Annotated in this window: 23 protein-coding genes and 1 pseudogene; 7 read left to right on the forward strand and 17 right to left on the reverse strand. The window is 71.2% G+C overall.

Going from position 1 to position 23,633, the window contains the following annotated elements; translation table 11 throughout:
* Positions 1–39: 39 nt before the first annotated feature.
* The 7 genes from ACZ5XZ_RS15550 to ACZ5XZ_RS15580 all read right to left on the reverse strand — a co-directional run bounded on the left by ACZ5XZ_RS15550 (position 40) and on the right by ACZ5XZ_RS15580 (position 11,157).
* A complete protein-coding gene (locus ACZ5XZ_RS15550; RefSeq protein ID WP_468978050.1) occupies positions 40–870 on the reverse strand; it encodes an amino acid ABC transporter ATP-binding protein in 831 nt (276 codons plus the stop codon).
* Between the two features lie 5 nt (positions 871–875).
* The gene (locus tag ACZ5XZ_RS15555) at positions 876–1,661 is read right to left on the reverse strand and encodes an amino acid ABC transporter permease (protein WP_468978052.1); all 786 of its coding nucleotides are present in this window, start codon (positions 1,659–1,661) and stop codon (positions 876–878) included.
* Positions 1,662–1,672: 11 nt separating this feature from the next.
* Positions 1,673–2,470 (reverse strand): basic amino acid ABC transporter substrate-binding protein, encoded by a 798-nt coding sequence (locus tag ACZ5XZ_RS15560; protein WP_468978053.1) that lies wholly within the window; start codon positions 2,468–2,470, stop codon positions 1,673–1,675.
* A 170-nt stretch (positions 2,471–2,640) separates the two neighbouring features.
* Positions 2,641–3,561 (reverse strand): homocysteine S-methyltransferase, encoded by a 921-nt coding sequence (mmuM, locus tag ACZ5XZ_RS15565; RefSeq protein ID WP_468978055.1) that lies wholly within the window; start codon positions 3,559–3,561, stop codon positions 2,641–2,643.
* Positions 3,562–3,720: 159 nt separating this feature from the next.
* Positions 3,721–6,735, reverse strand: a complete 3,015-nt coding sequence (locus ACZ5XZ_RS15570) for a glycoside hydrolase family 2 TIM barrel-domain containing protein (RefSeq protein WP_468978058.1) — start codon at positions 6,733–6,735, stop codon at positions 3,721–3,723.
* A 157-nt stretch (positions 6,736–6,892) separates the two neighbouring features.
* Positions 6,893–8,209, reverse strand: a complete 1,317-nt coding sequence (locus ACZ5XZ_RS15575) for an SWIM zinc finger family protein (protein ID WP_468978059.1) — start codon at positions 8,207–8,209, stop codon at positions 6,893–6,895.
* The gene (locus tag ACZ5XZ_RS15580; RefSeq protein ID WP_468978060.1) at positions 8,206–11,157 is read right to left on the reverse strand and encodes a DEAD/DEAH box helicase; all 2,952 of its coding nucleotides are present in this window, start codon (positions 11,155–11,157) and stop codon (positions 8,206–8,208) included. The genes ACZ5XZ_RS15575 and ACZ5XZ_RS15580 overlap by 4 nt, the downstream gene beginning before the upstream one ends.
* Before the next feature lie 148 nt (positions 11,158–11,305).
* Between ACZ5XZ_RS15580 and ACZ5XZ_RS15585 the strand changes: the two genes are divergently transcribed.
* Positions 11,306–11,488 carry a hypothetical protein gene (locus ACZ5XZ_RS15585; RefSeq protein ID WP_384429271.1) on the forward strand — a complete coding sequence of 61 codons (183 nt, stop codon included), beginning with the start codon at positions 11,306–11,308 and terminating at the stop codon, positions 11,486–11,488.
* Positions 11,489–12,658: 1,170 nt separating this feature from the next.
* Here the strand turns inward: ACZ5XZ_RS15585 and ACZ5XZ_RS15590 are convergent.
* From ACZ5XZ_RS15590 to ACZ5XZ_RS15600, 3 genes and pseudogenes are all read right to left on the reverse strand, one after another.
* Positions 12,659–12,988, reverse strand: a complete 330-nt coding sequence (locus tag ACZ5XZ_RS15590; protein ID WP_468978062.1) for a histone-like nucleoid-structuring protein Lsr2 — start codon at positions 12,986–12,988, stop codon at positions 12,659–12,661.
* A 93-nt stretch (positions 12,989–13,081) separates the two neighbouring features.
* On the reverse strand, positions 13,082–13,348 hold the full coding sequence (locus ACZ5XZ_RS15595) for a DUF397 domain-containing protein (RefSeq protein WP_468978228.1): 267 nt from the start codon (positions 13,346–13,348) through the stop codon (positions 13,082–13,084).
* 65 nt (positions 13,349–13,413) lie between these two features.
* Positions 13,414–13,545 (reverse strand): annotated as a pseudogene (locus ACZ5XZ_RS15600) (Scr1 family TA system antitoxin-like transcriptional regulator); the annotation flags it as partial.
* Between the two features lie 211 nt (positions 13,546–13,756).
* Between ACZ5XZ_RS15600 and ACZ5XZ_RS15605 the strand changes: the two are divergent.
* A complete protein-coding gene (locus tag ACZ5XZ_RS15605) occupies positions 13,757–14,161 on the forward strand; it encodes a rodlin (RefSeq protein WP_468978064.1) in 405 nt (134 codons plus the stop codon).
* 233 nt (positions 14,162–14,394) lie between these two features.
* Here ACZ5XZ_RS15605 and ACZ5XZ_RS15610 read toward each other — a convergent pair whose 3' ends face one another.
* The gene (locus tag ACZ5XZ_RS15610; RefSeq protein ID WP_468978065.1) at positions 14,395–15,207 is read right to left on the reverse strand and encodes a hypothetical protein; all 813 of its coding nucleotides are present in this window, start codon (positions 15,205–15,207) and stop codon (positions 14,395–14,397) included.
* On the reverse strand, positions 15,204–15,356 hold the full coding sequence (locus tag ACZ5XZ_RS15615; RefSeq protein ID WP_468978067.1) for a hypothetical protein: 153 nt from the start codon (positions 15,354–15,356) through the stop codon (positions 15,204–15,206). Before ACZ5XZ_RS15615 ends, ACZ5XZ_RS15610 begins: the two co-directional genes overlap by 4 nt.
* Before the next feature lie 89 nt (positions 15,357–15,445).
* Between ACZ5XZ_RS15615 and ACZ5XZ_RS15620 the strand changes: the two genes are divergently transcribed.
* Positions 15,446–15,793 (forward strand): hypothetical protein, encoded by a 348-nt coding sequence (locus tag ACZ5XZ_RS15620; protein WP_468978068.1) that lies wholly within the window; start codon positions 15,446–15,448, stop codon positions 15,791–15,793.
* Between the two features lie 176 nt (positions 15,794–15,969).
* Entirely contained in the window at positions 15,970–16,866 is an 897-nt protein-coding gene (locus tag ACZ5XZ_RS15625; RefSeq protein ID WP_468978069.1) for an oxygenase MpaB family protein, read from the forward strand.
* A 22-nt stretch (positions 16,867–16,888) separates the two neighbouring features.
* Here ACZ5XZ_RS15625 and ACZ5XZ_RS15630 read toward each other — a convergent pair whose 3' ends face one another.
* Together ACZ5XZ_RS15630 and ACZ5XZ_RS15635 are read right to left on the reverse strand one after the other, a co-directional pair.
* Positions 16,889–17,500, reverse strand: a complete 612-nt coding sequence (locus tag ACZ5XZ_RS15630; protein ID WP_468978072.1) for a class I SAM-dependent methyltransferase — start codon at positions 17,498–17,500, stop codon at positions 16,889–16,891.
* The gene (locus ACZ5XZ_RS15635) at positions 17,497–18,984 is read right to left on the reverse strand and encodes a purine-cytosine permease family protein (protein ID WP_468978073.1); all 1,488 of its coding nucleotides are present in this window, start codon (positions 18,982–18,984) and stop codon (positions 17,497–17,499) included. Before ACZ5XZ_RS15635 ends, ACZ5XZ_RS15630 begins: the two co-directional genes overlap by 4 nt.
* A 255-nt stretch (positions 18,985–19,239) precedes the next feature.
* On the opposite strand from ACZ5XZ_RS15635, the gene ACZ5XZ_RS15640 reads away from it, so the two are divergent.
* A complete protein-coding gene (locus ACZ5XZ_RS15640) occupies positions 19,240–19,854 on the forward strand; it encodes a GTP-binding protein (RefSeq protein ID WP_468978074.1) in 615 nt (204 codons plus the stop codon).
* A 52-nt stretch (positions 19,855–19,906) separates the two neighbouring features.
* On the opposite strand, the gene ACZ5XZ_RS15645 is transcribed toward ACZ5XZ_RS15640, so the two are convergent.
* Positions 19,907–20,335, reverse strand: coding sequence for a PPOX class F420-dependent oxidoreductase (locus ACZ5XZ_RS15645; RefSeq protein WP_468978076.1), 429 nt, complete (start codon positions 20,333–20,335; stop codon positions 19,907–19,909).
* A gap of 170 nt (positions 20,336–20,505) precedes the next feature.
* Between ACZ5XZ_RS15645 and ACZ5XZ_RS15650 the strand changes: the two genes are divergently transcribed.
* Both ACZ5XZ_RS15650 and ACZ5XZ_RS15655 read left to right on the forward strand, forming a co-directional pair.
* Positions 20,506–20,925, forward strand: a complete 420-nt coding sequence (locus ACZ5XZ_RS15650) for a roadblock/LC7 domain-containing protein (RefSeq protein WP_468978078.1) — start codon at positions 20,506–20,508, stop codon at positions 20,923–20,925.
* A 67-nt stretch (positions 20,926–20,992) separates the two neighbouring features.
* Positions 20,993–21,856 (forward strand): DUF6397 family protein, encoded by an 864-nt coding sequence (locus tag ACZ5XZ_RS15655; protein WP_468978079.1) that lies wholly within the window; start codon positions 20,993–20,995, stop codon positions 21,854–21,856.
* Positions 21,857–22,261: 405 nt separating this feature from the next.
* On the opposite strand, the gene ACZ5XZ_RS15660 is transcribed toward ACZ5XZ_RS15655, so the two are convergent.
* Entirely contained in the window at positions 22,262–22,552 is a 291-nt protein-coding gene (locus tag ACZ5XZ_RS15660) for a hypothetical protein (protein WP_468978080.1), read from the reverse strand.
* 223 nt (positions 22,553–22,775) lie between these two features.
* Complete coding sequence (locus ACZ5XZ_RS15665) at positions 22,776–23,393, reverse strand: TOPRIM nucleotidyl transferase/hydrolase domain-containing protein (protein WP_468978081.1); 618 nt, start codon at positions 23,391–23,393, stop codon at positions 22,776–22,778.
* Positions 23,394–23,633: the final 240 nt, after the last annotated feature.

The following is a 23,633-nucleotide window of genomic DNA, read 5'->3' on the forward strand; positions in this document are numbered from 1 at the left end:
CACCCCCGGTCTTCGGAGGGCGTCGCGGCCCCTGAACGGTCAGCCCGGTTTGACCGCCGCTTCCCCGCCAGGGTCCGCGACCTCGCCCATCTCGGCGGCCGCCGGATCCAGCACCCGCGCCAGGAACGTCCGGGTCCGCTCGTGCCGGGGAGCGCCCACCACCTGCTCCGGAGTGCCCTCCTCGACGATCACTCCGCCGTCCATGAACACCACCCGGTCGGCGACCTCCCGGGCGAAGCTCATCTCATGGGTGACGACCAGCATCGTCATGCCGTCCCGCGCCAGCCCGCGCATCACCGCCAGCACATCGCCGACCAGCTCGGGATCGAGGGCCGAGGTCGGCTCGTCGAAGAGCATCAGCTCCGGTTCCATGGACAGCGCGCGGGCGATCGCCACCCGCTGTTGCTGCCCGCCCGACAGCTGCGCCGGATAGGCCGCCGCCTTGTCGCTCAGCCCGACCCGCTCCAGATTGGCGCGGGCGATCCGCTCCGCGTCGGCGCGGTCGCGGCGCAGCACCCGCCGCTGAGCGATCGTCAGGTTCTCCAGCGCGGTCAGATGCGGAAAGAGGTTGAAGGCCTGGAAGACCATCCCGATCCGCCGCCGGACCAGATCGATGTCCACGTCCGGGTCGGTGACGTCGGTCCCGGCCACCGTGACCCGTCCCGCGCTGGGCTCCTCCAGCAGGTTCACGCAGCGCAGCAACGTCGACTTCCCGGACCCCGAGGGCCCGATGACGCACACCACCTCGCCGTGCGCCACCGAGAAGTCGACCCCGCGCAGCACCTCCAGCTCGCCGAACGCCTTGCGCAGGCCCTGTACGTCGATGGCCTTCGCGTCCTCGGCGGACGCGGCCGCCCGGTCCGTCGTCATGCAGCTCACCTGGCCTTCGCCGTACGGGCTTCCAGCCGCCGGACCAGCTGGCCCAGCGGGAGGGTGATCACGAGGTAGAGCAGCCCGGCGATCAGGATCGGGGTCAGGCTCTTGTGCTCATTGAGCGCGTCCCGGCCGAAGTTGGCCAGCTCGAACTGATGGAGCGCCAGCCCCAGCAGATAGACCAGCGAGGAATCCTTCGTCAGCAGGATCAGTTCGTTGGTCAGCGGCGGCAGCACGATGCGGAACGCCTGCGGAATGACGATCGAGACCATCGCCCGGCCGTGCGACATCCCCAGCGAACGCGCCGCCTCCGTCTGGCCCTTGGGTACCGCCTGAATTCCCGCCCGGATGGTCTCCGCCATATACGCGGCGCCCACCAGGCCGAGCGACAGCATCACCGTCACGTTCATGTCGAGCGCGACCTCGAAGGCCAGCGGAACACCGAAACCCAGCGCGATGAACACCAGCAGCGCCGGGATTCCGCGGAAGAACTCGATATAGGTGATGGCGAGCCAGCGGTACGGCGGCACCGACGACAGCCGCATCAGCGCCAGTACCAGGCCGAGCGCGAGACCGAACCCGAATCCCAGCAGGGTGTAGAGGATCGTGTTGACCAGCGCCGTGGTGATGATGTCGGGGAACAGCGCCTTGGCGACCTCGACGTCGAAGAACGCCGACCGCAGCTGGTGCCAGTCGGCGACCAGCGCGATGACCACCACGGCGACCACCAGGACGCCGTACTGCACGCCGCGGATCAGCCGCGCGCGCCGTCTTTTGGACAGGGGCATCAGGACCGGCCTCAGCTCTGCGGTGTGGTGCCGAACCACTTCTTGTAGATCCGGTCGTAACTTCCGTCGGACTTCGCCTTCTTGATGGCCTCGTTGATCTTCTTGCGCAGGGCGTCGTTGCCGGTGCGCACGCCGATTCCGTAGTGCTCACCGGTGTTGAATTCCGCGGTGACCTCGGTGTCCGCATTCTGCTTCACATAGTCGAAGAGCACACCGTTGTCGTTGATACCGGCATCGACCTGGCCGGACTTCACGGCGGTCAGCAGCAGCCCGAGATCCTCGAACTCCACCAGCTCGACGCCCTTGCCGTGCTCCTTGGCGTAGATCCCGCCGGTGGTGGCCTTCTGATAGCCGAGCTTCTTGCCCTTGAGGTCCTCGACCTTCTTGTAGGACTTCCCCTTCTTGGTCAACAGCGCCTGGGTGGCGTTGAAATAGGGGTCGGAGAAATCCATCACCTTGTCCCGGGCCGGCGTGATCGTCATGCCGGCCGCGGCCAGATCGCACTTGCGGACGGTGAAGTCCTGACCGGTCTCGATGCCTTCGAAGGGCGTGTTGACGATCTCCTGCTTGACGCCCAGGTCCTTGGCGACCAGATCCACCAGGTCCACGTCGAACCCGACGACCTTGCCGTCCTTCTTCACCTGGAACGGCGCGTACGGAAGGTGGGTGCAGGTCTTGAGAGTGCCGGAGGAGACCAGCTCCAGGCCGCCGGAACCCTTCTTCCCGTCGGACTTGGTGCTGGTGCACCCCGCCAGGACGGCGACGGCCGCGGCAACGGCTATGACGGGCAACGCTGAGCGAGCGGACACCGGTCCTCCAGTGCGGGACGAAGATCAACCATGTGGTGCGTGCTGCGATGTGGCTGCATCCTGCCACCCACCAGGAGGGCTGTCGCCGCCGCTTCGGTTGCGTCTGTGTAACGCCTTCGACCCGCGTACGCGTCCTAACCGACCGACGGTCCCGCTTTTCCGGCCGCCCCTCAGCGGCCCAGCCCGGCCGCCAGCCCGGCGATGACGTCCGGCCCCACCCGGCAGCAGCCGCCGATGAGCCGGGCGCCGTCCGCCGCCCAGCCGGCGACCCGGTCCGCGCCGAACGCCGGGTTGCCGTACCACGCCCGCGCCTCGGCGTCCCAGCTCTCCCCGCTGTTGGGGTAGACCACCACCGGCTTGCCGGTGACCCGCGCGGCCGTCCGCACCGCCCGGTCCGCGTCGTCGGGCGCGCAGCAGTTCACCCCCACCGCGATGACCTCGTCCGCGTCGGCGGCCACCTCGAACGCCTCGGTCAGCGGCTGCCCGGCCCGGGTGCGGTCCCCCGCGACGCTGTACGACAGATAGGCCGGCACCCCGAGCCCGCGGACCGCCCGCAGCAGTGCCCGGGCCTCGTCGGCGTCCGGCACGGTCTCCAGCGCCAGCACGTCGGGCCGCGCCGCGGCCAGCACCTCCAACCGCGGTCGGTGGAACCGCTCCAGCTCCGCCACCGACAGGCCGTAGCGGCCGCGGTATTCGGAGCCGTCCGCCAGCATCGCCCCGTACGGACCCGCCGACGCGGCCACATACAGCGGCCCGGCGATCCCGCCGGCCTGTGCCAGCCCGGCCGCCTCGCGGGCCAGCGCCACACTCCGCCGCAGCAGCTCCGCGGCCTGCTCCTCGGCGATGCCGCGCCGCGCGAAGCCCTCGAACGTCGCCTGATAGCTGGCGGTGATCGCGACCTGCGCCCCGGCCTGGTAGTACGCCAGATGTGCCCGCACGACGGCCTGCGGCTCCTCGGCCAGCAGCCGGGCCGACCACAGCGCGTCGCTGAGGTCGGCTCCGGCGGCCTCCAGTTGATTGGACAGCCCGCCGTCGAGGACGACCGGCCCCGCGGCGAGCGCGTCGGCGAGCGAAGGGGAGGTGCTGACCATGGTGCGAAGCCTCTCGATGCGCGGTGCCGGCCGGGCGATCTCCCGCCCGGCCCGCCGGATTCCCGGCCCGGTGCGCCGGTCGTCCGCTCTCCTTCGGATCGTAGCGCCGGCCACTGACACCGCCGGCGGCCGGCGCCCCGCCCCGGCGCCCCGCGACGCTCAGCGCAGCGACGAGAACACGAACGAGAACCGCGCCGGCGCCGCCTCCAGCCGGTGTTGCGGCAGCACCCCCGGCCCGCACGACTGGCTGCCGATGCCGTGCTGCGCGTGGTCGAGATGCAGCCAGAGGTCCTCGCCGGGCCGCAGGTCCGTGGTGTGCCGGGCCGCGGTCAGCTCCTCGTCGGTCCACCGACGGGCGGAGAAGGAGAAGTCCGGGTCGCCCTCGATGCGCAGGCCCGAGCCGTCCGTACGGGTCAGCCGCACCCAGCGCACCCCGGGCCGCGCACCGTTCTCCTGCGGCCGGACGTACGGCGTCTGCAACGCGTCCACCGGCATCGCCCAGCGGCCGAGCTGCGTGGCCTGCCGGGTGTCCGGATAGCCCTCGCCGGGCCCGCCGCCGAGCCACTCCGCGAACCCCAGGCTGCCGCTCACCGCCATCCGCACCCCCAGCCTCGGCAGCGCAACCGGCCAGTCGCCCTCGGGATCGACGGTCAACTCCAGCCGTAGCGCCTCGCGGTGGGCGCTCCACCGGTAGACCGCGCACAGCGCCAGGGGCGACCCGGCCGGCGCGACCCGGGTCCGTACCACCAGGGCCTGCGGGCCGGACTCGACGGCATCGACGCGGTGCCGCATCCGGTGCAGACCGAGCCGCCGCCACTCGGTGGCCGGCCGCGGCCCCGGCTGCCAGGGCGCAGCCTCGTCGTTGTCGGTCGGCGCCCGCCAGACGTCCAGCCGGGGGCCGCGGAGCTGTACGCCGTCCAGATAGCCGAGCGCCCCCGTGGTGGCGTCGAAGGTCCCCGGGCCGAGGAGGATCACATTGCCCTCACCGCGGCGCGGCCTGGCGGTGGCCGCCGGAAGAGCGGCGACGGGGCGCCGGCCGGCCGGCACCTGGCCCCAGGCGATCTCGTGCCCGGCCGGCGCCCATGCGGCGTCCTCGTCCAGCACCGCCCGCACCGTCCAGACGGCCTCGCCCTCGTCCCCCTCCTCGGCCGGCGCCTTCGGCAGCGCCACCACGGCAGACTCGCCCGGCGCCAGCGCCGGCACCTCCAGCCGCCCGTGTCCGCGCACCTCGCCCTCCACCTCGTACCGCCAGACGAAGTCGAGGTGCCCCAGGCCGGCGAAGTCCTGCAGATTGGTGATCCGGACCGCGTCCGCTCGGCCGTCGCCCGCGGCCTCACCCGCGATCCGCACCGGCTCGACGACCTTCTTGAACTCGATCAGGCCCGGTGAGGGCACCCGGTCGGGAAAGACCAGCCCGTCGCAGACGAAGTTCCCGTCGTGCAGCTCCTCGCCGAAGTCGCCACCGTAGGCGTGGAACACCGCACCGTCCGGTGTCTGCTGCCGCAGCCCGTGATCGATCCACTCCCACACGAACCCGCCCTGGCAGCGCGGGTAGGTCTCGAACAGCCGCTGGTACTCGCTCAGCCCGCCCGGCCCGTTGCCCATCGCGTGCGCGTACTCGCAGAGCAGGAAGGGCAGTCCACGCCGCCGGGCATCGAGGTCCGGATCGGCCAGCGGCTCCTCGGCGCGCTGCCCGATGCGCTCCACCTCGGCGTGGTCGGCGTACATCCGGGAGTAGACGTCGGTGTCGGCGCAACTGCGGTCGCCCTCGTAGTGCAGCGGGCGGGACGGGTCGCGCTCGCGCATCCAGGAGGCCATCGCGGAGAGCCCGCGGCCCGTCCCGCACTCGTTGCCCAGCGACCACAGCACGACGCTGGGGTGGTTCTTGTCCCGCTCGACCATCCGGCGGGCCCGGTCGAGCAGGGCCGGCTCCCAGCGCTCGTCGTCGACCGGGTTGCCCCGCCAGCCCTGCTGGGCGAAGCCGTGCGTCTCCAGATCGCACTCGTCGACGACCCACATGCCCAGCTCGTCACAGAGGTCGAGGAACGCCGGGTGCGGCGGATAGTGGCTGGTGCGCACCGCGTTGATGTTGTGCCGCTTCATCAGCAGCAGATCGCGGCGCATCGTCTCCGGGCCGACGGTGCGCCCGTAAAGCGGGTGGAACTCATGGCGGTTGACGCCGCGCAGCAGGATCCGGCGGCCGTTGACCTTCAGCAGTCCGTCCTCGACCCGGACCGTACGGAACCCGATCCGCAGCGGGACCCGCTCGCCGGCGGTGACCAGCTCCCCGTCGTAGAGGTGCGGCTCCTCGGCGGTCCAGGGGCGCACCGCGACCGTCGCGCTCTGTCCGGTCGCCAGATCGAGCCCCAGCTGCGGTACGGTCACCCGCCCGCCGGGCTCGCACTCCACGCGCAGCGTGCCCCGCCCGGTGACGTGGTCGAACCCGGCGTGCACGAAGTGGTCGACGACCGAGCCCTCGGGACGGCGGTGGACCGACACGTTCCGGAAGATGCCCGGCAGCCACCACTGGTCCTGGTCCTCCAGATAGCTGCCCGACGACCACTGGTGGACCCGCACCGCCAACACATTGCGGCGCGGCCGCAGCAGATGCCCGACCTCGAACTCGTGCGGCAGCCGGCTGCCCTTGAAGTGCCCCAGCTCCCGCCCGTTGAGCCACACCCGGGCGCAGGACTCCACCCCGCCGAAGTGCAGCACCGCGGGCCCCTCGTCCCAGCCGTCGGGCAGATCGAAGACGTGCCGGTGGTCGCCGGTGGGGTTCTCGTCCGGCAGCCTCGGGGGATCGACCGGAAAGGGGTAGGCGGTGTTGGTGTACGCGGGCGCGCCGAAGCCCTTGAGCGCCCAGGTGCCCGGCACCCGCAGCTGCTGCCACTGGGCGTCGTCGAAGTCCGGGCGGGTGAACGCGTCGTCCTCGGCGTCGGCGCGCGCCGACAGCCGGAACCGCCAGGTGCCGTGCAGCGAGAGCCGGGCGGCGTCCGATCTCGCGTACCAGGCACGCGGCGGCAGCGCTCCGCTGCCCGGCGAGCGGTCCTCGTAGTACCGGAGGCGGGGGTGCGGGCGGCCAGGGGGGTGCGGTGCGCGGTGCGTGTCGTCGGCGGTCCCTTGCGGCTGTCCGTAAGCCGGCTGCTGCGGCGCGGGCTGCGAAGTACCGGTCACTGGTCCTCCTGCTGCGGGCGACTTGCCTGGCGGGGGGTGGGCTCAGCGAATCACGGCCGGGGGCACGGCGCAGCCGGATGGGGCGGATCGGGCCAGCCCGGTCCGGCGACCGCCCCCGCCCCGCAGGCGGCCCGTGGCCGCGCCGCCCCCGGACCGCTCACTCCTGCGCCGACAGCCCCGCGAGCGCGCCCGCCGGATCGTCCGTGGCCGGGCCCGCGGGCACCCACCGCCCGCCCTCCCTGCGATACGGCCACCAGCGCCCGTCCCGCCCGTAGCGCAGCTGGGCATCGCCGCCGACCACCGTCCAGCGGTTGCCGGCGGCCCGCAGCCGTGGCCGGGTCTCGCCGTCCCCCCAGGCGGCCGCGAGCCGGCCGGCGGCCCGGGCCAGCGCCTCCGGCTCCGGTGTCCACTCCTCCTCCAAGACCGCGAGCCCGGCGGCGCCGCCCAGCTCCCAGGCTCGTACGGCCAGCGCCAGACCCCGTGGATCGCGCCCCGAACCGGCCGCCAGCCGCGTCGATATCTCCTCCCCAAGGCCCCTCGCCGCCATGCGCACCGCGTCCTGGGCGGGCGTCAGAGGGGGCGGCGGCACACTGTCCGGGTGCCCGGCGCCGAGCGCGTCCGCGAGCAGTTGCCGGGCGCGCTCGGCCGTGTCCTCGATCAGCAACTCCAGTGCGGCCACCGTCACTCCGGGCGCGGGCGGGGTGCCGCCGCCGAGCGCCGGTGCGGCACCTGGAGTGTCGACCGGCGGCGGTGGCGCGGGCAGCGGCGGCAGAATGTCGCGCGCCGCGTACGCCTCGGCGGCCGGCACCCCCGCACCCGGTTCCGCGGCCGGCGCGTCCTCGCCGGCGGGCACCGCCGCCCGTGCCGCGCTGCGCGCCTGCAGCTCGTCGAGCAGCTCCCGCTCGCCCCGGCCGCGCAACAGCAGCAGCACGAACGGGTCCTCGTCGAGCAGCCGCGCCACCTGGTAGCACAGCGCCGCCGAATGCGCACAGTGGTCCCATGCCCCGCAGTCGCACTCCGGCTCCAGGTCGCCGATGCCCGGCAGGAGTTCGATCCCGGCGGCGGCCGCGTCCTCGACCAGGACCGGCGGCATGTCCCGGTCCAGCAGCGCCGCGATATGCCCGGCCCGGTCCGCGACCAGGTCCAGGAAGCGGTCCCAGTCGGCCGCGCTCAACTGCTGCAGCAGGACGTCGGACCGGTGGCGCGTGTGGTCACGGTCCTGGACCAGCGCGGTGATCGTCCCGGGGCGTACCGACACCGCGCCGACCGCACCGGCCCGCGCATGCCGCCGGCCCAGTTTGACCTGCTGGCCGTCGAGCGCGGAGTCCTCCAGCGCCTTGAGCCAGGCCTGTCCCCACCAACTCCGCGCGAAGGCCCGGCCGCGCGTCGCCGGCAGCGCGGCGAACGTCCGCTCGGAGGCGGCCGCCGCGGCCCCGTCGGAGTATCCCGCCGTGTCGTTCCCGGGTGTGTTCATCGCTCGCTCCCTCGCAGTGCGACCAGGTCCGCCAGCTCGGCGTCGGTGAGTTCGGTCAGCGCGGCCTCGCCGGATCCCAGGACCGCGTCCGCCAACCGCTGCTTACGGGAGAGCATTTCGGCGATCCGGTCCTCGATCGTGCCCTCCGTGACGAACCGGTGCACCTGCACCGGCTGGGTCTGCCCGATGCGGTACGCGCGGTCGGTGGCCTGCGCCTCGACGGCCGGGTTCCACCAGCGGTCGAAGTGCACGACATGCGACGCCCGGGTGAGGTTCAGCCCGGTACCGGCCGCCTTCAGCGACAGCAGGAACACCGGCGCCGCACCGTCCTGGAACCGCCGCACCATCTCCTCGCGCCGGGCCACCGGCGTCCCGCCGTGCAGCAGTTGCGTGGGCACTCCCCGAGCCGCCAGATGGGCCTCCAGCAGCCGCGCCATCTGCACGTACTGCGTGAACACCAGCACACTCGCGCCCTCGGACAGGAGGGTGTCGAGCAGCTCGTCCAGCAGCTCGACCTTCCCCGAGCGCCCGGAGACCGTGACGGCCGCCGCGCCGTCCCCGGGGCCGTACTCCTTCAGATACTGCGCGGGGTGGTTGCAGATCTGCTTGAGCGAGGTGAGCAGCTTGACGACCAGCCCGCGGCGGGCGACCCCGTCCGTCCCGGAGATCTCGTCGAGCCCCTCGCGCACCACCGCCTCGTACAGCCCGGCCTGCTCCCTGGTCAGCGCCACCGCACGGTCGGTCTCCGTCTTGGGCGGCAGCTCCGGCGCGATCCCCGGATCGGACTTGCGGCGGCGCAGCAGGAAGGGCCGCACCAGCCGGGCCAGGTGCTCGGCCGCCGCGCCCGCCTCCGCGGACGCCGCCACGCCGCCCTCGACGGCCCGCGCACAGCGCGTACGGAACCGGCCGAGCGGCCCCAGGATGCCGGGCGTCGTCCAGTCGAGGATCGCCCACAGCTCCGACAGGTTGTTCTCCACCGGGGTGCCGGTCAGCGCCACCCGGGCCTTGGCGGGCAGGGTCCGCAGCGCCTTGGCGGTCGCGGAGAAGGGATTCTTGACGTGCTGCGCCTCGTCGGCGACGACCAGCCCCCAGTCCACCTCCGCGAGCTTCGCGGCATCCAGGCGCATCGTCCCGTACGTGGTCAGGACGAACTCGCCGTCCGCCAGGGCCGCCAGGCTGCGCCGCCCGGCGTGGAAGCGGCGCACCGGTGTGCCCGGCGCGAACTTCTCGATCTCCCGCTGCCAGTTGCCCATGAGGGAGGTGGGGCAGACCACCAGGGTCGGACCGGCGGACGCACGCTCCTGCTGCCGGTGCAGATGCAGCGCGATCAGCGTGATCGTCTTGCCGAGTCCCATGTCGTCGGCGAGACAGGCGCCCAGCCCCAGCGACGTCATCCGGTGCAGCCAGCCGAGACCGCGCAGCTGGTAGTCGCGCAGGGTCGCGGTGAGCGCCGCGGGTTGCCGGACCGGGGCGTCGTCGGCGCCCTCGGGGTCGGCGAGCCGGTCGCGCAACCGGGCGAGCCAGCCCGAGGCCTGCACCTGGACACGGCCGCCTGCCGGATCCTCGGCACTGCCGGTGAGCGCGGCGCCGAGCGCGTCGAGCGGGGTGACCTTGCGGTCCCGGCGGTCCCGTGCGACCCGTACGGCCTCCGGGTCGATCAGCACCCACTGGCCGCGCAGCCGGACCAGCGGCCGCCCCGCCTCGGCGAGCCGGTCCAGCTCCGCCCTGCCGATCTCCTGGTCGCCGACCGCGAACCGCCAGCTGAACGACAGCAGCGCGTTCGCCGACAGCAAGGACGGCAGCGCCGACTCCGGCCCGTCCGGATCGGTGCCGTCCGTCGCGTCGGGCGGCCCCACCACGGCCCGGCTGGTCAGGGTGCGTGCCAGCGCCTTCGGCCAGTGGACCTGCACTCCGGCGGCGGCCAGCGCGCGCGAGGCCGGCCCGAGCAGCTCGGCGACCTCCTCGTCGGCGAGCTGGAGCGCGTCGGGCACCGCCGCGGACAACAGCGGGGTGAGCGGAGCCCAGGCGCCGGCCGCGCGGCGCAGCGTCAGCAGCGTGTCCATCCGCGCCCGAGGCCCGAACGCCTGCCCCGCCGGCGAGGTTCCCACCCACACCTCGGCGGCGTCCGCGACCAGCGCCGGGTCGGTGAGGCTGTGCAGCTGCAGCACGGCGGTGAAGGAGGGGGAGGAAGCGGTGTCGCCGGGGGTGCGCGAGGCGTCCTCGCCGCCAGGGCCGTTCACCCCCTGGACCTCGACCCCCTGGACCTCCACCCGCAGGGAGATCCGTACGCCCGCGTCATGGCCGGCGGCGACGTCCGCGGCCCAGGCGCGCTGCTCGGGGACGTGACTGGGCGCGGTCGCCGCGAAGGCCGGCGCGCCGGTGACCAGCGCCGCGGCGGGGGAGCGGGGCAGCCCGTCCGCCACCGCGTCGAGGAAGGCCCGTAGTTGCCGCTCGGGGTCGGGCAGCGCCACCGGGTCGCTGTCCGCAAGGGGGACGGCGTGCGCGTACGGCGGCATCGCGGCCGCGAGTTCACGCAGCCGCCCGACGTCCCCCGGATCGAGCGGACCCGCCCGCCAGGCGTCGAATCCCTCGGGGCTCACCCCTGGCAGCAGCCGTCCGCGTGCCGCCAACTGGAGCGCCAGCACGGCCGCGGCCCCCCAGAAGGCCGCCGCCGGATGGGTGCCCCGGGCGGCCCGGGCGCGCGTGAGCACGGGCAGCGCGTCGGCGACGGGCAGCACCAGGGCGGGGACCTCGCACACCTCGACCGCACCGTCCTCGTCGGGCAGGGCGACGCCCAGCCGGTCGTGCGGTGTGTCGGCGACGGGCTCGCCGTCGGGGCGCCAGAAGGCGACCCGCCCGGCTCGTGGCGGATCCGACGGCAGAAAGACCGCCGCACAGCGGGCGAGCTCGGCGGGCCGAGCCGGGGTGACCGTGGGGAGGGAGGGCACTGGGTCCGGGACTCCTCAAGTTTGACTAATGGCGCCTGAAGCGCCCGAGGGTACAGCACCGCGGCGCCGTACAGGGAACCTGCGGCGTGGAAACGGCGTTCAATGGAGTACACAGAGTGCGGCGGGCGCCGCGAAAGGGGCGTGAAGGATGTCCACACAGGCGAAGGTCGCGATCGGCGGCGTTGCGGTGGGAGTGATCCTGCTGTGGCTGCTGCCCTTCTGGGCGGCCGTATTGGTCATGGTCGGCGTCCCGGCCGTCGCGTATCTGACCCTCGATTCCTCCCAGCGCCGCCGCCTGCGCCGGGTCGGCCGCAAACAGCTCGGCCGCTGAGCAGACGGGCCCCCGCCGCAGACCGCGGGGGCCCGGGCCGGCCGCGCTCAGACCGGCCGCGCCGCCAGTTCGTCAAGCGACGCCGGCAGACCGGGCAGTTCGGGCCCCCGACTCACGGGGTGCACCTCGCCAGCACCCGGCGCACGCCTTCGTGGGCCTCGTCCCCCGGTGCGGCGAAGCTGACGTCGCCGTCCACCTGCTCGCGCCACGCCGCAGTCTCAGGCCGCGATCGCACACGCCACCAGCGACACATCCTCCGTCGCCACCGTCCAGCGCGCGCCGGAGCCGTCCTCCTCCGCGGTGATGTTGAAGTCCATGACGCGAAGGCATGTGACTCCCTCAGCCGCGACACTCTGATGCCCTATGGCCTCGGAGCAGGGACAGCAGAGCGGCGAGGCAGGAGAACCTTCGCCTCGCCTCGCCGCGGTGTCGGAGGTAGTAGGGCTCGATAATGCCGTCTTCTTTCACGGTGAGCCCAAATTTGTCATGGTTGTGCCTAATTTCGATATTGAACGCCTCGCCGTAACCCGCCCCTTTCTCCCACCTCCCGCGGAACCTCCAGTCCTCATCCCAGACGTAGCACATGGCGAATTTGGTTTGAACGCAGAACGCCGGACCGTAGCTGTTGCCCCAGGCGTAGACGTCAGATTTCGCATTCGCGTAGATGACTCGACTGTCACCCGGGGTCTTGGGGGTGATGAATGAGACGTTTCGGTCTTGTCTGTTGCTAAGCCAGTGTCCACAGCTGGAACGATTCAGCATCCCATCCCGCGCCGTTGTTCACCCCAGTTGGGCAATCGATTCCGCCGATCGCGCCCTGTGGGCTCGGCTGGAGCCGCAAACTTCCGAAGAGCACGGGTCGGAGCGGGGACCAGGCCACACCCCGAATCCACCCATTGGGTGACTGCGAGCCCTCGCAGTTGGCCTGGATTGTTTCCATACTCAACAGCCCGACGGCCTGGTATGCCATCCACGATACGGAAGCCCCAGATTCGTACATGATTGAAGAACGGCGTCCCCGACGGGGTTTTGCGAGATTGTATGTGCCATTACCCCCTTCATTTCTCGCCCTTTCTTCAATCGCTCAATGGCTCATCTGTCTGAGGTTTGGATGACTCTGCCGCAGCATGGAAGCCCCTCACAAGGCAGTGAGGGGCTTCCGCTGTTCGGTCAGTGGGCCTTGGTGTACGCCTCGCGTACCTCAGCCGGCACCCGGCCGCGGTTGCTGACCTCGTAGCCCTGTTCCTTGGCCCATGCGCGGATCGCTGCGCTGTCTTCACGGCTGGCGGCAGCAGTGGCCTTGTGGGCCTTACGGGTCCTGCCAACCTTTCGCCCAACCTTCGTGAACGGGGCGACGGCCTGCAACAGCTGTTCGTAGCTGTCAGGACCCAGGTCAATTTCGTACGTCACGCCGTCGAGACTGAGGACGTGGGTGGCGGCCTCTTCGGTTTCTTCACCCGTGAGGTCGTCCGTATAGATGGTGACGATCTTCTGTGCCATACGCGGAGTATAAGGCACCCGGGGGGCTTGACCGTTGGGGTTGCCGAGAGAAATGTCCCCTCCTTGCGAGAAGTGGCCGGCCGGTAGGATCTCTCAGGTGACGACGGTCTTGCTGAATTCCACGAAATCTGCCCAGGAGGCAGGCGTAAGGATGAGAACGGCCCCCTCTCGGTCCTTCGTACCCCGAACCAGGACCTGAGTCGGGTCACTATCGGCGACTTCGACGCAGTTCTCCGTCTCAGTGTACGAACTCGTGCACCATTCCGGAGCAGTCTGGCGCTCTCTCCGTAAACCGCCGATTGCTTGAGCAGTGAATACGCTTTCGTGTATAGCTCGATCTCGCGCGGCTGCGTGACGGATGGTTCGGCGGAAAACGTCTCCACGAGCACGAGCCTGTCATCGAACATCGAGAATGAGTGACCAAGTCAGATCCCTGTGGCGGCCGTGGAAGGCACGAGGCCCAGGCTCACCCGCGGCGGCAGGCTCATCACCGCCGTGAGGTGGTCGAGCTGGTCTCCCATGACGTCCGGTCCGCCGACGTTCGCGTACAGGGCCTGCTCCTGTCTGGCGCGTCGAACACGGCGACCGCCCTTGCCTCACCCGCGAGGAGGAATCCGCCGTAAATATGGTTTCACCGCATGCGAGTTGCCAAGCCTCCCCTGGGACCGCCATCGGCTGACCCTCTGTGCCAGCCGCACACGTGCGAAGACGGGCTGGCAGGAGGCGTCCGGCCCCCCACCGGCTGCTCCCCGAACCGGAAGGAACTGAATGATCAAGCAGGTACTCGCAACAGCAACAATCGTGCTCGCCCTTGGCGCGGTCAGCGCCGCCCCGGCGGCAGCCATCGGCCACGGCAGCGGCACTGCGACTGTCAATGGCCACCACGCCCAGGACGCATACGGCAACTCGGGTACCCGCGGCGACATGTCGCCTCAGGGCAGCCTTGTCACGGACAGCCTGAACAAGCTCTGCCTGGGCATTCCCATCAAAGCCAACATTCAGCAACTGATCGGCCTGGTCAACATCGTCGCAGTCCAGGACATCCCCATCCTGTCCGCGCCACAGAACCAGCAGTGCGCCGACAACTCAACCCCGGCCAATGGCGATGAGCCGATCTCGCACCTCCTCGACGACATCCCGGTTCTCAGCGGCAACGGCGTCAGCAACGAGTAGGCGGTTCTGGACGACACCACCACCCGTCCGTGCCGAGACTGCTATTCGTGCAACGCTGGCAACAATGCCAACGCCACAGTGCTCGGCGAGCTGATGCTTGAGGTCGCCAGGCCGTTCGGCGACATGGGAGACCGCGACTACCGCGACGACTGGAAGCCGTAGCTTTCACAGCCACGAAGAAGCCCCCGAGGACGCGATCCCGGGGGCTTCGTTGTGTCTGCCGGAATTCCGCGTCAGGACGGTCGCACCGCCATCTTGTCCAGCGCTTCCAAAAGGCCGGGCAGCTCGGCCCCACGGCCTACCGGATGCACCTCGCCGGGTTCCTCATCCAGCAGCACGAACGCGATGTCGTCGGTCCTGGCGACCAGCGACCAGCCGGGACCGTCAGCGCGCAGCGTACGAGCGTCCTCGGTGGCGAAGGCGGATCGGACACGCCCGATGGGCGGAGGGTTGTCGATGTAGGCGCTGGCCTCGGTGAGCACCCGGCGGACACCGCTGGGCCTGCCTGCGCCCTCGCCGGCTGCCGCATCAGCGTCGGTATCGGTGGCGAAGGTTGTGTCGTCGATCTGCGATCGCCAGGTCGCCCACTGCAAAGCAATCTCGTCGGCACCGAGCCGCCGCTGTGCTGGGCCCCAGGTGCTTGCGTCAGGTGGTGCGAGAGGCCGGGCGTCGGGATCATCAACGTCTGGCTCTGGGTCGTGCGGGGCGGGTACCCCCGGAGCCGCCACGGCGAGGGGGAGCGGCCAGCCTGGGAGCCCGGCCACGATGGAGTGCTCGTCCGGCGACAGGTCGTACTCCATGCCGCAGTCCCATGAGGAGATGGCTACGGCTACGAGGGACACGTCATCCACGACCACGGTCCACCGCGCTCCGTCGCCGTCCTGCCCAAGGACCAGGCCGTACCCGTCCGCGATCGGAGTCAGGCCGAGCACCGCACAGGCTTCCGGGTAGTCGTTGCCCAGTACGGCCGGGAAGGTGGCTGGGGTCAGGAGAGCGGCGGTCAGGACGTAGAGCTGATCGTCCTGAGCCTCATCATGCCTGGTCACAGCGCCTCTCCGTACTGTCGTCGACTTGCGGACGGTAGGGTCGAGGCTGTCGTCCCTTGCTTCGCACAGTTCGGGAACTGCGCGGGCGTCAGCAGCACCGCCGTCAGCACGAACAACTGGTCGTCGTCGGCGCTCTCGGTCGTGGGCACGAGGCCTCCCCATCCCGGTCCGTGGCTCAGTATGTCGGCGCACCCTAATGGGGTTGGTAGCGGCTTGTCACCAGCCCTACGCTGCGCCTATGTGTTTCTACAGCCGCCGGATGCACTTCGTGTGCCTGGGCTGCCGGACCGCGTGGAAGAGGACGCCGACCGGGCCCGGCCCCGGACACTGCCCGCAGTGCCGCGGCGAGCTGATCGACGCGGGCGCCGAGCTGGCGGTCCCCAAGCGGCGGGACGTGGCGGGCTGGCGCGCTCTGGAGGCGGTACTGCGCGCGGGCCTGACGTTCCACGGGGGCTGCTGCGGTACGGGCCCCGGCTACCGCCCGCGCGCCCCGCGCGAGGTCCGTGAGCGGCTGGCGCTGGCCGGGCGCACCGGTATGCCGGTGCGGCGGGCGCTGGCCGTGGCGGACCCCACGGCGATCTCCTGAGGCGACGTAAACCGGCTCCTGAGGCGACGTAAACCGGCTCCTGAGGCGACGTAAACCGGCTCCCGAGGCGACGGAATCCGGCCATACGCCGCCGGAACTGGCGGCCGCCGCCATCCTTCAACCCCCTTGCCCACCCCTAAAATTGCCCTTTCGGCGATCGAAGGGACAGGTGCCAGGTGCGGCGCTACGACTGGCTCAAGGAGATCCGGCGGCTCGACCCGGAGCGCGACTTCCTGCGGATCTACCGCATCATCGCGACGCACGAGTTTCCCTGGGACATCACCAGGGCCCTGGAACTCGCGCTGTACCGCACCTACGCCGTGCCCAGCATCGGCCGGTTACTGGCGCAGACGGCCGAACTGACGGACCGCACCCAGAAGCGCTATGACGACACCGCCCTCCTTCTGGACGCCGTCCTGGAGCACGGCTTCGACGGCGAGGACGGCCGGACGGCGATCCGCCGTATCAACCAGATGCACCGCCGCTACGACATCACCAACGACGACATGCGCTATGTCCTGTGCACCTTCGTGGTGGTGCCCAAGCGCTGGCTCGACGCATACGGCTGGCGGCGCCTGACCCAGCATGAACAGCGTGCCGTCGCCGCCTACTACCGCACCCTCGGCAGCCATATGGGCATCGCCGAACTCCCGCAGACCTACGAGGACTTCGAGCGGTGCCTCGATGCCTACGAGGCGGCACACTTCGGCTGGGACGAGGGCGCCCGACGGGTGTCGGACGCCACCTTGGACCTGATGGCGGGCTGGTACGGACCGCTCGCCCCGGTGGTGCGCGGCGCGAGCAAGGCCCTCCTGGACGACGCGCTGCTGGACGCCTTCCGCTACGAGCGGCCCAAACCGGCGGTCCAAAAGGCCGTACGCGGCGCCCTGAAGCTGCGCGCCAAGGCCGTACGGCTGCTGCCGCCCCGCCGCACCCCGCACTACGCCCGCCAGAACCCCGAGATCAAGGGCTATCCGAACGGCTTCCGGGTGGCCGAACTGGGCACCTTCCCCGCCTCCCGCCGCACCGGCGGCTGCCCGGTCCCCCATGGGGAGAGCCCGGCGGCGTCCTGAACCACGGGCCCGGTGGCCGGGCTCAGCCCCGGCGGACCGCCAGCGCAAGATAGCGGTCGTCCTTGTCCTCGTACCGGGTCAGGTCCCAGCCGCTCCCGGCCAGGAGGGGACGCAGATTCGGCTCGGCCCGGAGGTCGTCGGGGGTGAGCGGGCGGCCCTTGCGCGCGGCGAGGGCGGCCCGCCCGATGGGGTGGAAGAGGGCGAGCCGGCCACCGGGGCGTACGACCCTGGCCAGTTCGCCGAGCCCGCCCGCCGAGTCCGGCAGATGGGAGATCAGGCCGGCGGCGAAGACCGCGTCCAGGGAGGCCGGGGGCAGCGGCAGCCGGGCCGCGTCCGCGAGCAGCAGCGCCGCATGCCGGCCGCGCCCGGCCCGTACGGCGGCCCGCAGCATCTCCGGGGTGAGGTCCGCGCCCAGCACCGCGCCGCGCGGGCCCACGGCCTTTCGCAGCGCGGGCAGCGCCCGCCCGGTGCCGCAGCCGGCGTCCAGCACCCGGTCGCCCTCCTGCAGGCCCAGTTCGCCGACGCCCGCCGCATAGGCGGGACCGTCGTCGGGGAACTTGGCGTCCCAGCCGGCGGCGCGGGCCGCGAAGAACGCCCGGACCTCGTGCGGCCGGTCGGCGTGGTGGTCGGTCATGGTGTTCCTTCGGGCGGGGTGCGCCGGGCGGCGAGGGGGGCGGTGAGGGCGTACAGGACGCCGGCGACGGCCAGCGCCACTACGACGCCGAGGTTCATGGCGCCCAGCGTGCCCTTCGCGGCGCTGTCGGTCAGCAGGAAGCCTACGGCCCGGGCGATGTGGGGGTCCGCCGAGGTGATCAGGCCCAGCCCGACGACGGTGGCGACGATCAGTGAGAGCACCGCCGGCCAGCCCAGGGACCGTACGTTTCGCAGGTCGAAACCGGTGTGGCGGCGGCGCCACTGCTCCACCAGGAAGACCGCCGTCCAGGCGGCCATCGCCACCCCGATGATCGACAGGAACGCCTGGAACGTGGCGAAGAAGCTGGGCGAGACGAACAGGACGTACCAGCCGCCGACGGCCATCAGCACACCGTCCACCAGGACCGCGAGGTGCCGGCGGACGGGGATGCCCAGCGCCAGCATCGACATGCCCGAGCTGTAGATGTCCATGATCGCTCCGGAGGCGAAGCCCCCGATGGCGGTGAGCAGATACGGCACCAGGAACCAGGTCGGCAGCTCCGCCGCGAGGGCGCCCACCGGGTCGGCGGCCGCGGCCTCGGCGAGCTTGGGATCACCGGCGTTCAGCAGCACGCCGAAGACCAGCAGTACCAGGGGCGGCAGCACCCCGCCCAGCGTGGTCCACCCGGTGATCGCCCGCCCGCTGCTCGTACGCGGCAGATAGCGGCTGTAGTCCGCGCCGCAGTTGACCCAGCCCAGCCCCAGGAGCGTCATCGCGAACACCACGCCGCCGACGAACGTGCCGAGGTCGCCCGAGCGGCCGTCCCCCAGAGCGGACCATTCGACGCGGTCGGCCATCAGCGCCATGTACACCACGGTCAGTACGGTGACGGCCCAGGTCAGATACTTCTGCACCTTCATGATCAGTGCGTGTCCGTAGATGCCGACGACCACCACCGCGACCGCCGTCACCGCGAAGCAGACCGCCTGCGCCGCCGTGGTCGGCGTCCGCCCGTCGGCCTGGGCGAAGGTGCCGGGCGCGACCCGCGCCAGAATCACCGCGCCGCCCAGGGAGGAGAGCGCGACGAGCACGGTCTCCCAGCCGACGTTGGAGACATAGCTGAATAAAGTGGGCAGCTTGTTGCCCTGCAGTCCGAAGGACGCCCGGCCGATCGCCATGGTGGGCGCGCCCGTACGGGCACCGGCGACCGAGACCAGCCCCACCAGGAGGAACGAGAGCACATAGCCGAGGGCCCCGGTGGCGATCGCCTGCCAGGGACTGAGGCCGAGGCCCATCAGGTAGATCCCGTAGGCGATGCACAGCAGCGACAGCCCGGATGCGGCCCATGGCCAGAACAGGGACCGGGGCGTGCCGTGCCGCTCGGTGTCCGGTACCGGATCGATGCCGTTGCGTTCCACGGAGCCGGCCGAGGTGTTCGCGGCGGCGGCCGGTCCGAGCTCCTCACGTTCCTGTTGTTGCGTCATGGAGACATGATCTCCCATGGGCCACCGCCGCGGGGAACGAACGTACGACCCAACTACCATGGAAATCAGGGTCGGTGGGATTCTTGATCGAAGAAGACGACGGCTTTGGCGAACGGGCGGACATCCCGGTCGGCGCCAGGTACGGTCCTCGCCATGGATTCGCGCGGCGCTCTGCCGCCGCCAGGCTCCCCTCGTCGAGCCATGCATCCGTATACCCCGTGACGCGCAGGACCTGCATCCTGGAGGAGACGGCCGATGAACGCCGCACTAGGGGCCCCGGACGGCGCAGCCCCGGTCCCCGACCCCGAGTTGACCCTGAAGATCTTAGTCGCGGGCGGCTTCGGCGCGGGCAAGACCACCCTGGTGGGGGCGGTGAGCGAGATCCGCCCACTGCGCACCGAGGAAGGGCTCACCGCGGCGGGCGAGGCGGTCGACGACACCGGACCGGTAGGGCGGAAGGCCACCACCACGGTGGCGATGGACTTCGGCCGCATCACCATCAGGCAGGGGCTCTCCCTGTACCTCTTCGGCACCCCGGGACAGGACCGCTTCTGGTTCCTGTGGGACGACCTGTCCGAGGGCGCACTGGGAGCCGTGGTACTGGCCGACACCCGTCGACTGCAGGACTGCTTCCCCGCGGTCGACTACTTTGAGCGCCGCTCGATCCCCTTCCTGGTGGCCGTCAACTGCTTCGCGGAGTCACGGTCCTACGGTGCCGACGAGGTCGCCCGCGCGCTGGACCTGGACCGCGGCACTCCCGTCGTGCTCTGCGACGCGAGGGATCGCGACTCGGGCAAGGAAGTCCTGGTCCGGCTCGTCGAGCACGCCGGGCGGCGGCACTCCGCCAGGGTGCCGGCGCCGGTGGGTTGAGCCGCGGCCCGATCCGGCGCGGACACCGGACGGCTGGTGCCGCCCGGTGTCCTCAGTCCGCGAGCGCCGCGACGGCGACGACCTTGTCGATCTTGACGCGGACCACCACCTCGCCCGGCACCCCGTTGCGGGCGCCGTACTCCTCCGCACGGTCCTCGCCCATGTAGCGGGCGGCGATCCGGGTCGCCCAGTCGCGCACCTCCGGCAGATCGTCGCTGATCTCCGCGGACCCCTGCACGACCGCGAAGGAGAACGGCGGCCGTTCGTCGTCGACGCACAGCGCCACCCTGCCGTCGCGGGCCAGATTGCGGCCCTTGACGGTCTCCGCGCCGGTGTTGAACACCAGGTCGTCGCCGTCCAAGAGGAACCACACGGGGGCGATGTGCGGACCGCCGTCGGCCCGTACGGTCGCCAGTTTGCCGGTGCGGGCGCCCTCGGAGAGGAACCGCTGCCACTCGTCCTTGCTCATCTTGTGTCCCATACCGGCATCCTCCCGGTGCCGCACGAACTCGCGCCGTGTGGCGCGCCGGACCGCAGGGCCGCTTGCCGAGACGGCGGAGGTGGGACAGGCTGGCACGGCAGGCTGCGGACGGACCGCGCGCCTGCCGTCCGGCCGGGCGCGCGGACGGGGATACGGGGAGGAAGCGGCACATGGCATTGAGCAGCGGACTCGACTGGCTGCTGGACGACCTGACCAAACGGGTGGAGAAGGTACGGCACGCGTTGGTGCTCTCCACTGACGGGCTGGTGACCGGCGCGAGCGAGGAGCTGGGGCGGGAGAACTCCGAGCACCTCGCGGCCGTCGCCTCGGGACTGCACAGCCTGGCCAAGGGCTCGGCACTCCACTTCGGTGTCGGGCGGGTGCGCCAGACCATGATCGAGTTTGACGACGGAGTGTTGTTCGTGACGGCTGCGGGGGACGGCAGCTGCCTGTGCGTGCTGGCCGGCGCCGACGCCGATCTGGGCCAGATCGCCTACGAGATGACCCTGCTGGTCAATCGTGTCGGGGAGCATCTGGGCGTCGCGCTCCGCCGGCCGGAGAGTTATCCACAGGTCGGCGGGAGAGGTTGACGCACTGTCATTGACTGCGGCTATGGTCGTCACTGTCAGTGATCGACCGAGTTGCGGGGGAACCGACATGACAGTGATGTGCGACGGGCGGCAGACGCTCGCGATGGGGCGAGCAGCCCGCGAACTGGAGCTGAGGACCGGCGAGTTCGAGCTCGCCACCCAGCTCGGAGAAGTACGAACGATCCCGGCCGCCGACAGCGACGGCCGACCGGGCGGCGCCGGAGCACCCGGCCGGCGCCGGGTCCCGGCGGAGGAGGTCGCCCGGCTGCAGGCCGAGCCGGGCTTCCCCGACGCTCTCCGCGAGCGCATCCGCACGGTCGGCACGACCGAGGCCGCGGCCCTGATGGGCATCGGCCCCGGCCGCGTCCTGCGCCTGACCCGAGCCGGCTGCTTCGGCCCCGTCCGGTTCTATGTGAACCGCTACGGCGCGGTGGTCTGGCTCTATCTCGCCTCCGAGGTCACCGACTTCGCCGACCGAGAACCGGATCTGCTGCGCGGCAACATCCCCACCGCGATGCGGGTGATGCTCGACAACGGACAGGACCGGCGGGCGCGCCAGTGGCGCAGCCGAAGGGTCGGCCAGCTGATGGGCCAGACCGAGGACCCCTGGGAGTCCGCAGCGGTGATCGCCGCCGTACTCCCCCCGGAAGAACTGGCCTCGGTGGCCGAGAACCCACTGGAACGCTCCCTGCTCCGCCGGCTCAGGCCCACCCTCGCGTCGGTCATCACCGCAACACCAGCGGCCCGGGAAGCCTACGAGCGCGTACTGACAGCGGACGACTTCGACGAGGTGATGTGGTACCGCATCCACCTCACCCGAGCCCTGGAACAAGCCCGCAACGACAACCCGGCCCGGCCCAGGACACCCACCACCGCGCCAACCACCACCCGCCCAGGGCCCGTCTCCCTCTCACGCAGCGCCACCCGCTGACCGACGACCGCGCAACGAGGGAACCCGGGGCCGGAGGTACTGCCTTGATGCCTTCAGTGCGGGGGTGCGCCGGCGACCCGATTTCGATCGGGAACACTTACCAGCCACCTCAATTGGCCTCTCTGAAGCAGCAGATGAGAGCGCATGCGAGGCTGCTGAGGGCCAAGATCACCACGCGAGAGTCGGGGCGGAAGGGTCGCAAGTCGCGCGGCTCGGCGAATGCCGTGGGACCAGCCGCAGGGAGTAGTGGCGATCATTTCCGTGGCCACGAGGGCTGCTGCACCTGGCCAGCAGCTTCCCCGGGTCTTCGGCTCTTCCGGAACCGGCTGCGCACCGGTGCTTCACGGAGTGGACCCGGCGGCCTGTCGATCATTGCGGGCTCGCGGGCTCGCGGGCTCGCGGGGCTCAAGGCGATGAAGACGTGGGGATGGCAGCCAGCCGAAGGTGACCGCCGTCGTCGAGGCCCTCCGTCTGGACGTCGACGGCGGAGTCGTCGAAGCGAAGGGTGAAGCAGGGGTCGTCCGTGTCGATGAGCTGTTTCAGGGTTTCGTAGGCATCTTGGTCGAGGGGAGGTGAGATCACGGCCTCCCACTTACCTGCGTTGGCGGTGGCCGTCACTCTGACGGGAATGTGGGCCAGGCATGTGCGCTGGTTGGCCCACCACTCCAGATGCGCCGTCTTCTCGTCACGATCCATTGCGTGAGCGTAAGCGCTGGTACACCCCAACCGCGCTGCTCGTTGCTCTGGCTGTGGGGCGGGGTGATTTGACAGGCGCCGGGTCGGAGCGGCTGCGGCTGCCGTTCTTGTCGGGGAGCGACAGGCGTGGTGACTGAAGCGCGCACGAGCGGTTGCCACTCACTACGGAGACCGCCGGGCTCGCCGCCCGGCTGCTTCTGCCGAGAGGGACATCGCCCAGCGGTCAGAGACTGGTGAGGAGGCCGTCGAGTGGGGCGGGTACGCGGTCGGGGTCGAGGGCCTCGACGAGGGCGCGGCCATAGTGGATCTTGCGCCCCTTCTTCGTGCCGAGGAAGCGCCGCAACTGCTGCTGTGGGGTGCGGTCCTGCTGGGCGGGCTGGTGCAGGAAGGTCTGCAGGGCGCGCAGGTCGCCCTCCGCCCGGACGAGCTCCGCCACGCGTGTCACGCCCAGCGCGCGGATGAGTTCGTCCTCCAGGTCCGCCGCGCAGACGAAGAACCCTTGCTCTGCCGCACTGGCCCGCTCCAAGCCGCGGGCGTAATAGCGACGCTCCGCCTCGTCGCACAGCCCCGTGAGGCGCACGCCCAGGCCGGGTGGCCCGAGGAGGCGGGCGAAGCGCCCGACGTTCATCGCCCCGCCCATCGGCAGGACACAGATTCCTTCGGCAGCCAGGTTCCGGCCGCGGCTCGCGGCCAGCGCGCCGACCGCTGCGGCGTCGCTCGGCCCTTCGAGCAGGACGACTGCCCGGACGGGCAGCCGCGCGGCCAGCTCGCGCGCGGGGTCGCCGGGACCACCGGCCGCCCACGCCATGACCGCTTCCCGAAACGACCCCATGTCAGCCATGAGAGGAGTCTCCGCCCTTTCCGGCCACCACGGTAGGGAATTTCCGCCGGTGCGCCGATCGGCGGTGAGCCGTCGGGACCTGACGGTCCGAAGCGGCCCCGACGGTCCGATCCGAGCCCGACGGTCGGACCCGGCCCCGACAGCCCGCACCAGCCCCGACGGGACGAACGTGGGGTCTGTCAGTGGTGGGGTCTACGGTCTCCGCCCATGGGATTCTTTGGATCTTTCGTGATAGCCCGG

This window comes from Streptomyces sp. NPDC033270 (genome assembly GCF_055576575.1).

Bases quoted from the DNA above. Each gene is read 5' to 3' on its own strand.
- ACZ5XZ_RS15640 (WP_468978074.1), top strand. From the start codon at position 19,240: ATGAACGCCGCACTAGGGGCCCCGGACGGCGCAGCCCCGGTCCCCGAC.
- ACZ5XZ_RS15660 (WP_468978080.1), bottom strand. From the start codon at position 22,552: ATGGATCGTGACGAGAAGACGGCGCATCTGGAGTGGTGGGCCAACCAG.
- ACZ5XZ_RS15575 (WP_468978059.1), bottom strand. From the start codon at position 8,209: ATGAACACACCCGGGAACGACACGGCGGGATACTCCGACGGGGCCGCG.
- ACZ5XZ_RS15630 (WP_468978072.1), bottom strand. From the start codon at position 17,500: ATGACCGACCACCACGCCGACCGGCCGCACGAGGTCCGGGCGTTCTTC.
- ACZ5XZ_RS15585 (WP_384429271.1), top strand. From the start codon at position 11,306: ATGTCCACACAGGCGAAGGTCGCGATCGGCGGCGTTGCGGTGGGAGTG.
- ACZ5XZ_RS15590 (WP_468978062.1), bottom strand. From the start codon at position 12,988: ATGGCACAGAAGATCGTCACCATCTATACGGACGACCTCACGGGTGAA.
- ACZ5XZ_RS15555 (WP_468978052.1), bottom strand. From the start codon at position 1,661: ATGCCCCTGTCCAAAAGACGGCGCGCGCGGCTGATCCGCGGCGTGCAG.
- ACZ5XZ_RS15655 (WP_468978079.1), top strand. From the start codon at position 20,993: ATGACAGTGATGTGCGACGGGCGGCAGACGCTCGCGATGGGGCGAGCA.
- ACZ5XZ_RS15635 (WP_468978073.1), bottom strand. From the start codon at position 18,984: ATGACGCAACAACAGGAACGTGAGGAGCTCGGACCGGCCGCCGCCGCG.
- ACZ5XZ_RS15645 (WP_468978076.1), bottom strand. From the start codon at position 20,335: ATGGGACACAAGATGAGCAAGGACGAGTGGCAGCGGTTCCTCTCCGAG.
- ACZ5XZ_RS15620 (WP_468978068.1), top strand. From the start codon at position 15,446: ATGTGTTTCTACAGCCGCCGGATGCACTTCGTGTGCCTGGGCTGCCGG.
- ACZ5XZ_RS15550 (WP_468978050.1), bottom strand. From the start codon at position 870: ATGACGACGGACCGGGCGGCCGCGTCCGCCGAGGACGCGAAGGCCATC.
- mmuM (WP_468978055.1), bottom strand. From the start codon at position 3,561: ATGGTCAGCACCTCCCCTTCGCTCGCCGACGCGCTCGCCGCGGGGCCG.
- ACZ5XZ_RS15605 (WP_468978064.1), top strand. From the start codon at position 13,757: ATGATCAAGCAGGTACTCGCAACAGCAACAATCGTGCTCGCCCTTGGC.
- ACZ5XZ_RS15665 (WP_468978081.1), bottom strand. From the start codon at position 23,393: ATGGCTGACATGGGGTCGTTTCGGGAAGCGGTCATGGCGTGGGCGGCC.
- ACZ5XZ_RS15650 (WP_468978078.1), top strand. From the start codon at position 20,506: ATGGCATTGAGCAGCGGACTCGACTGGCTGCTGGACGACCTGACCAAA.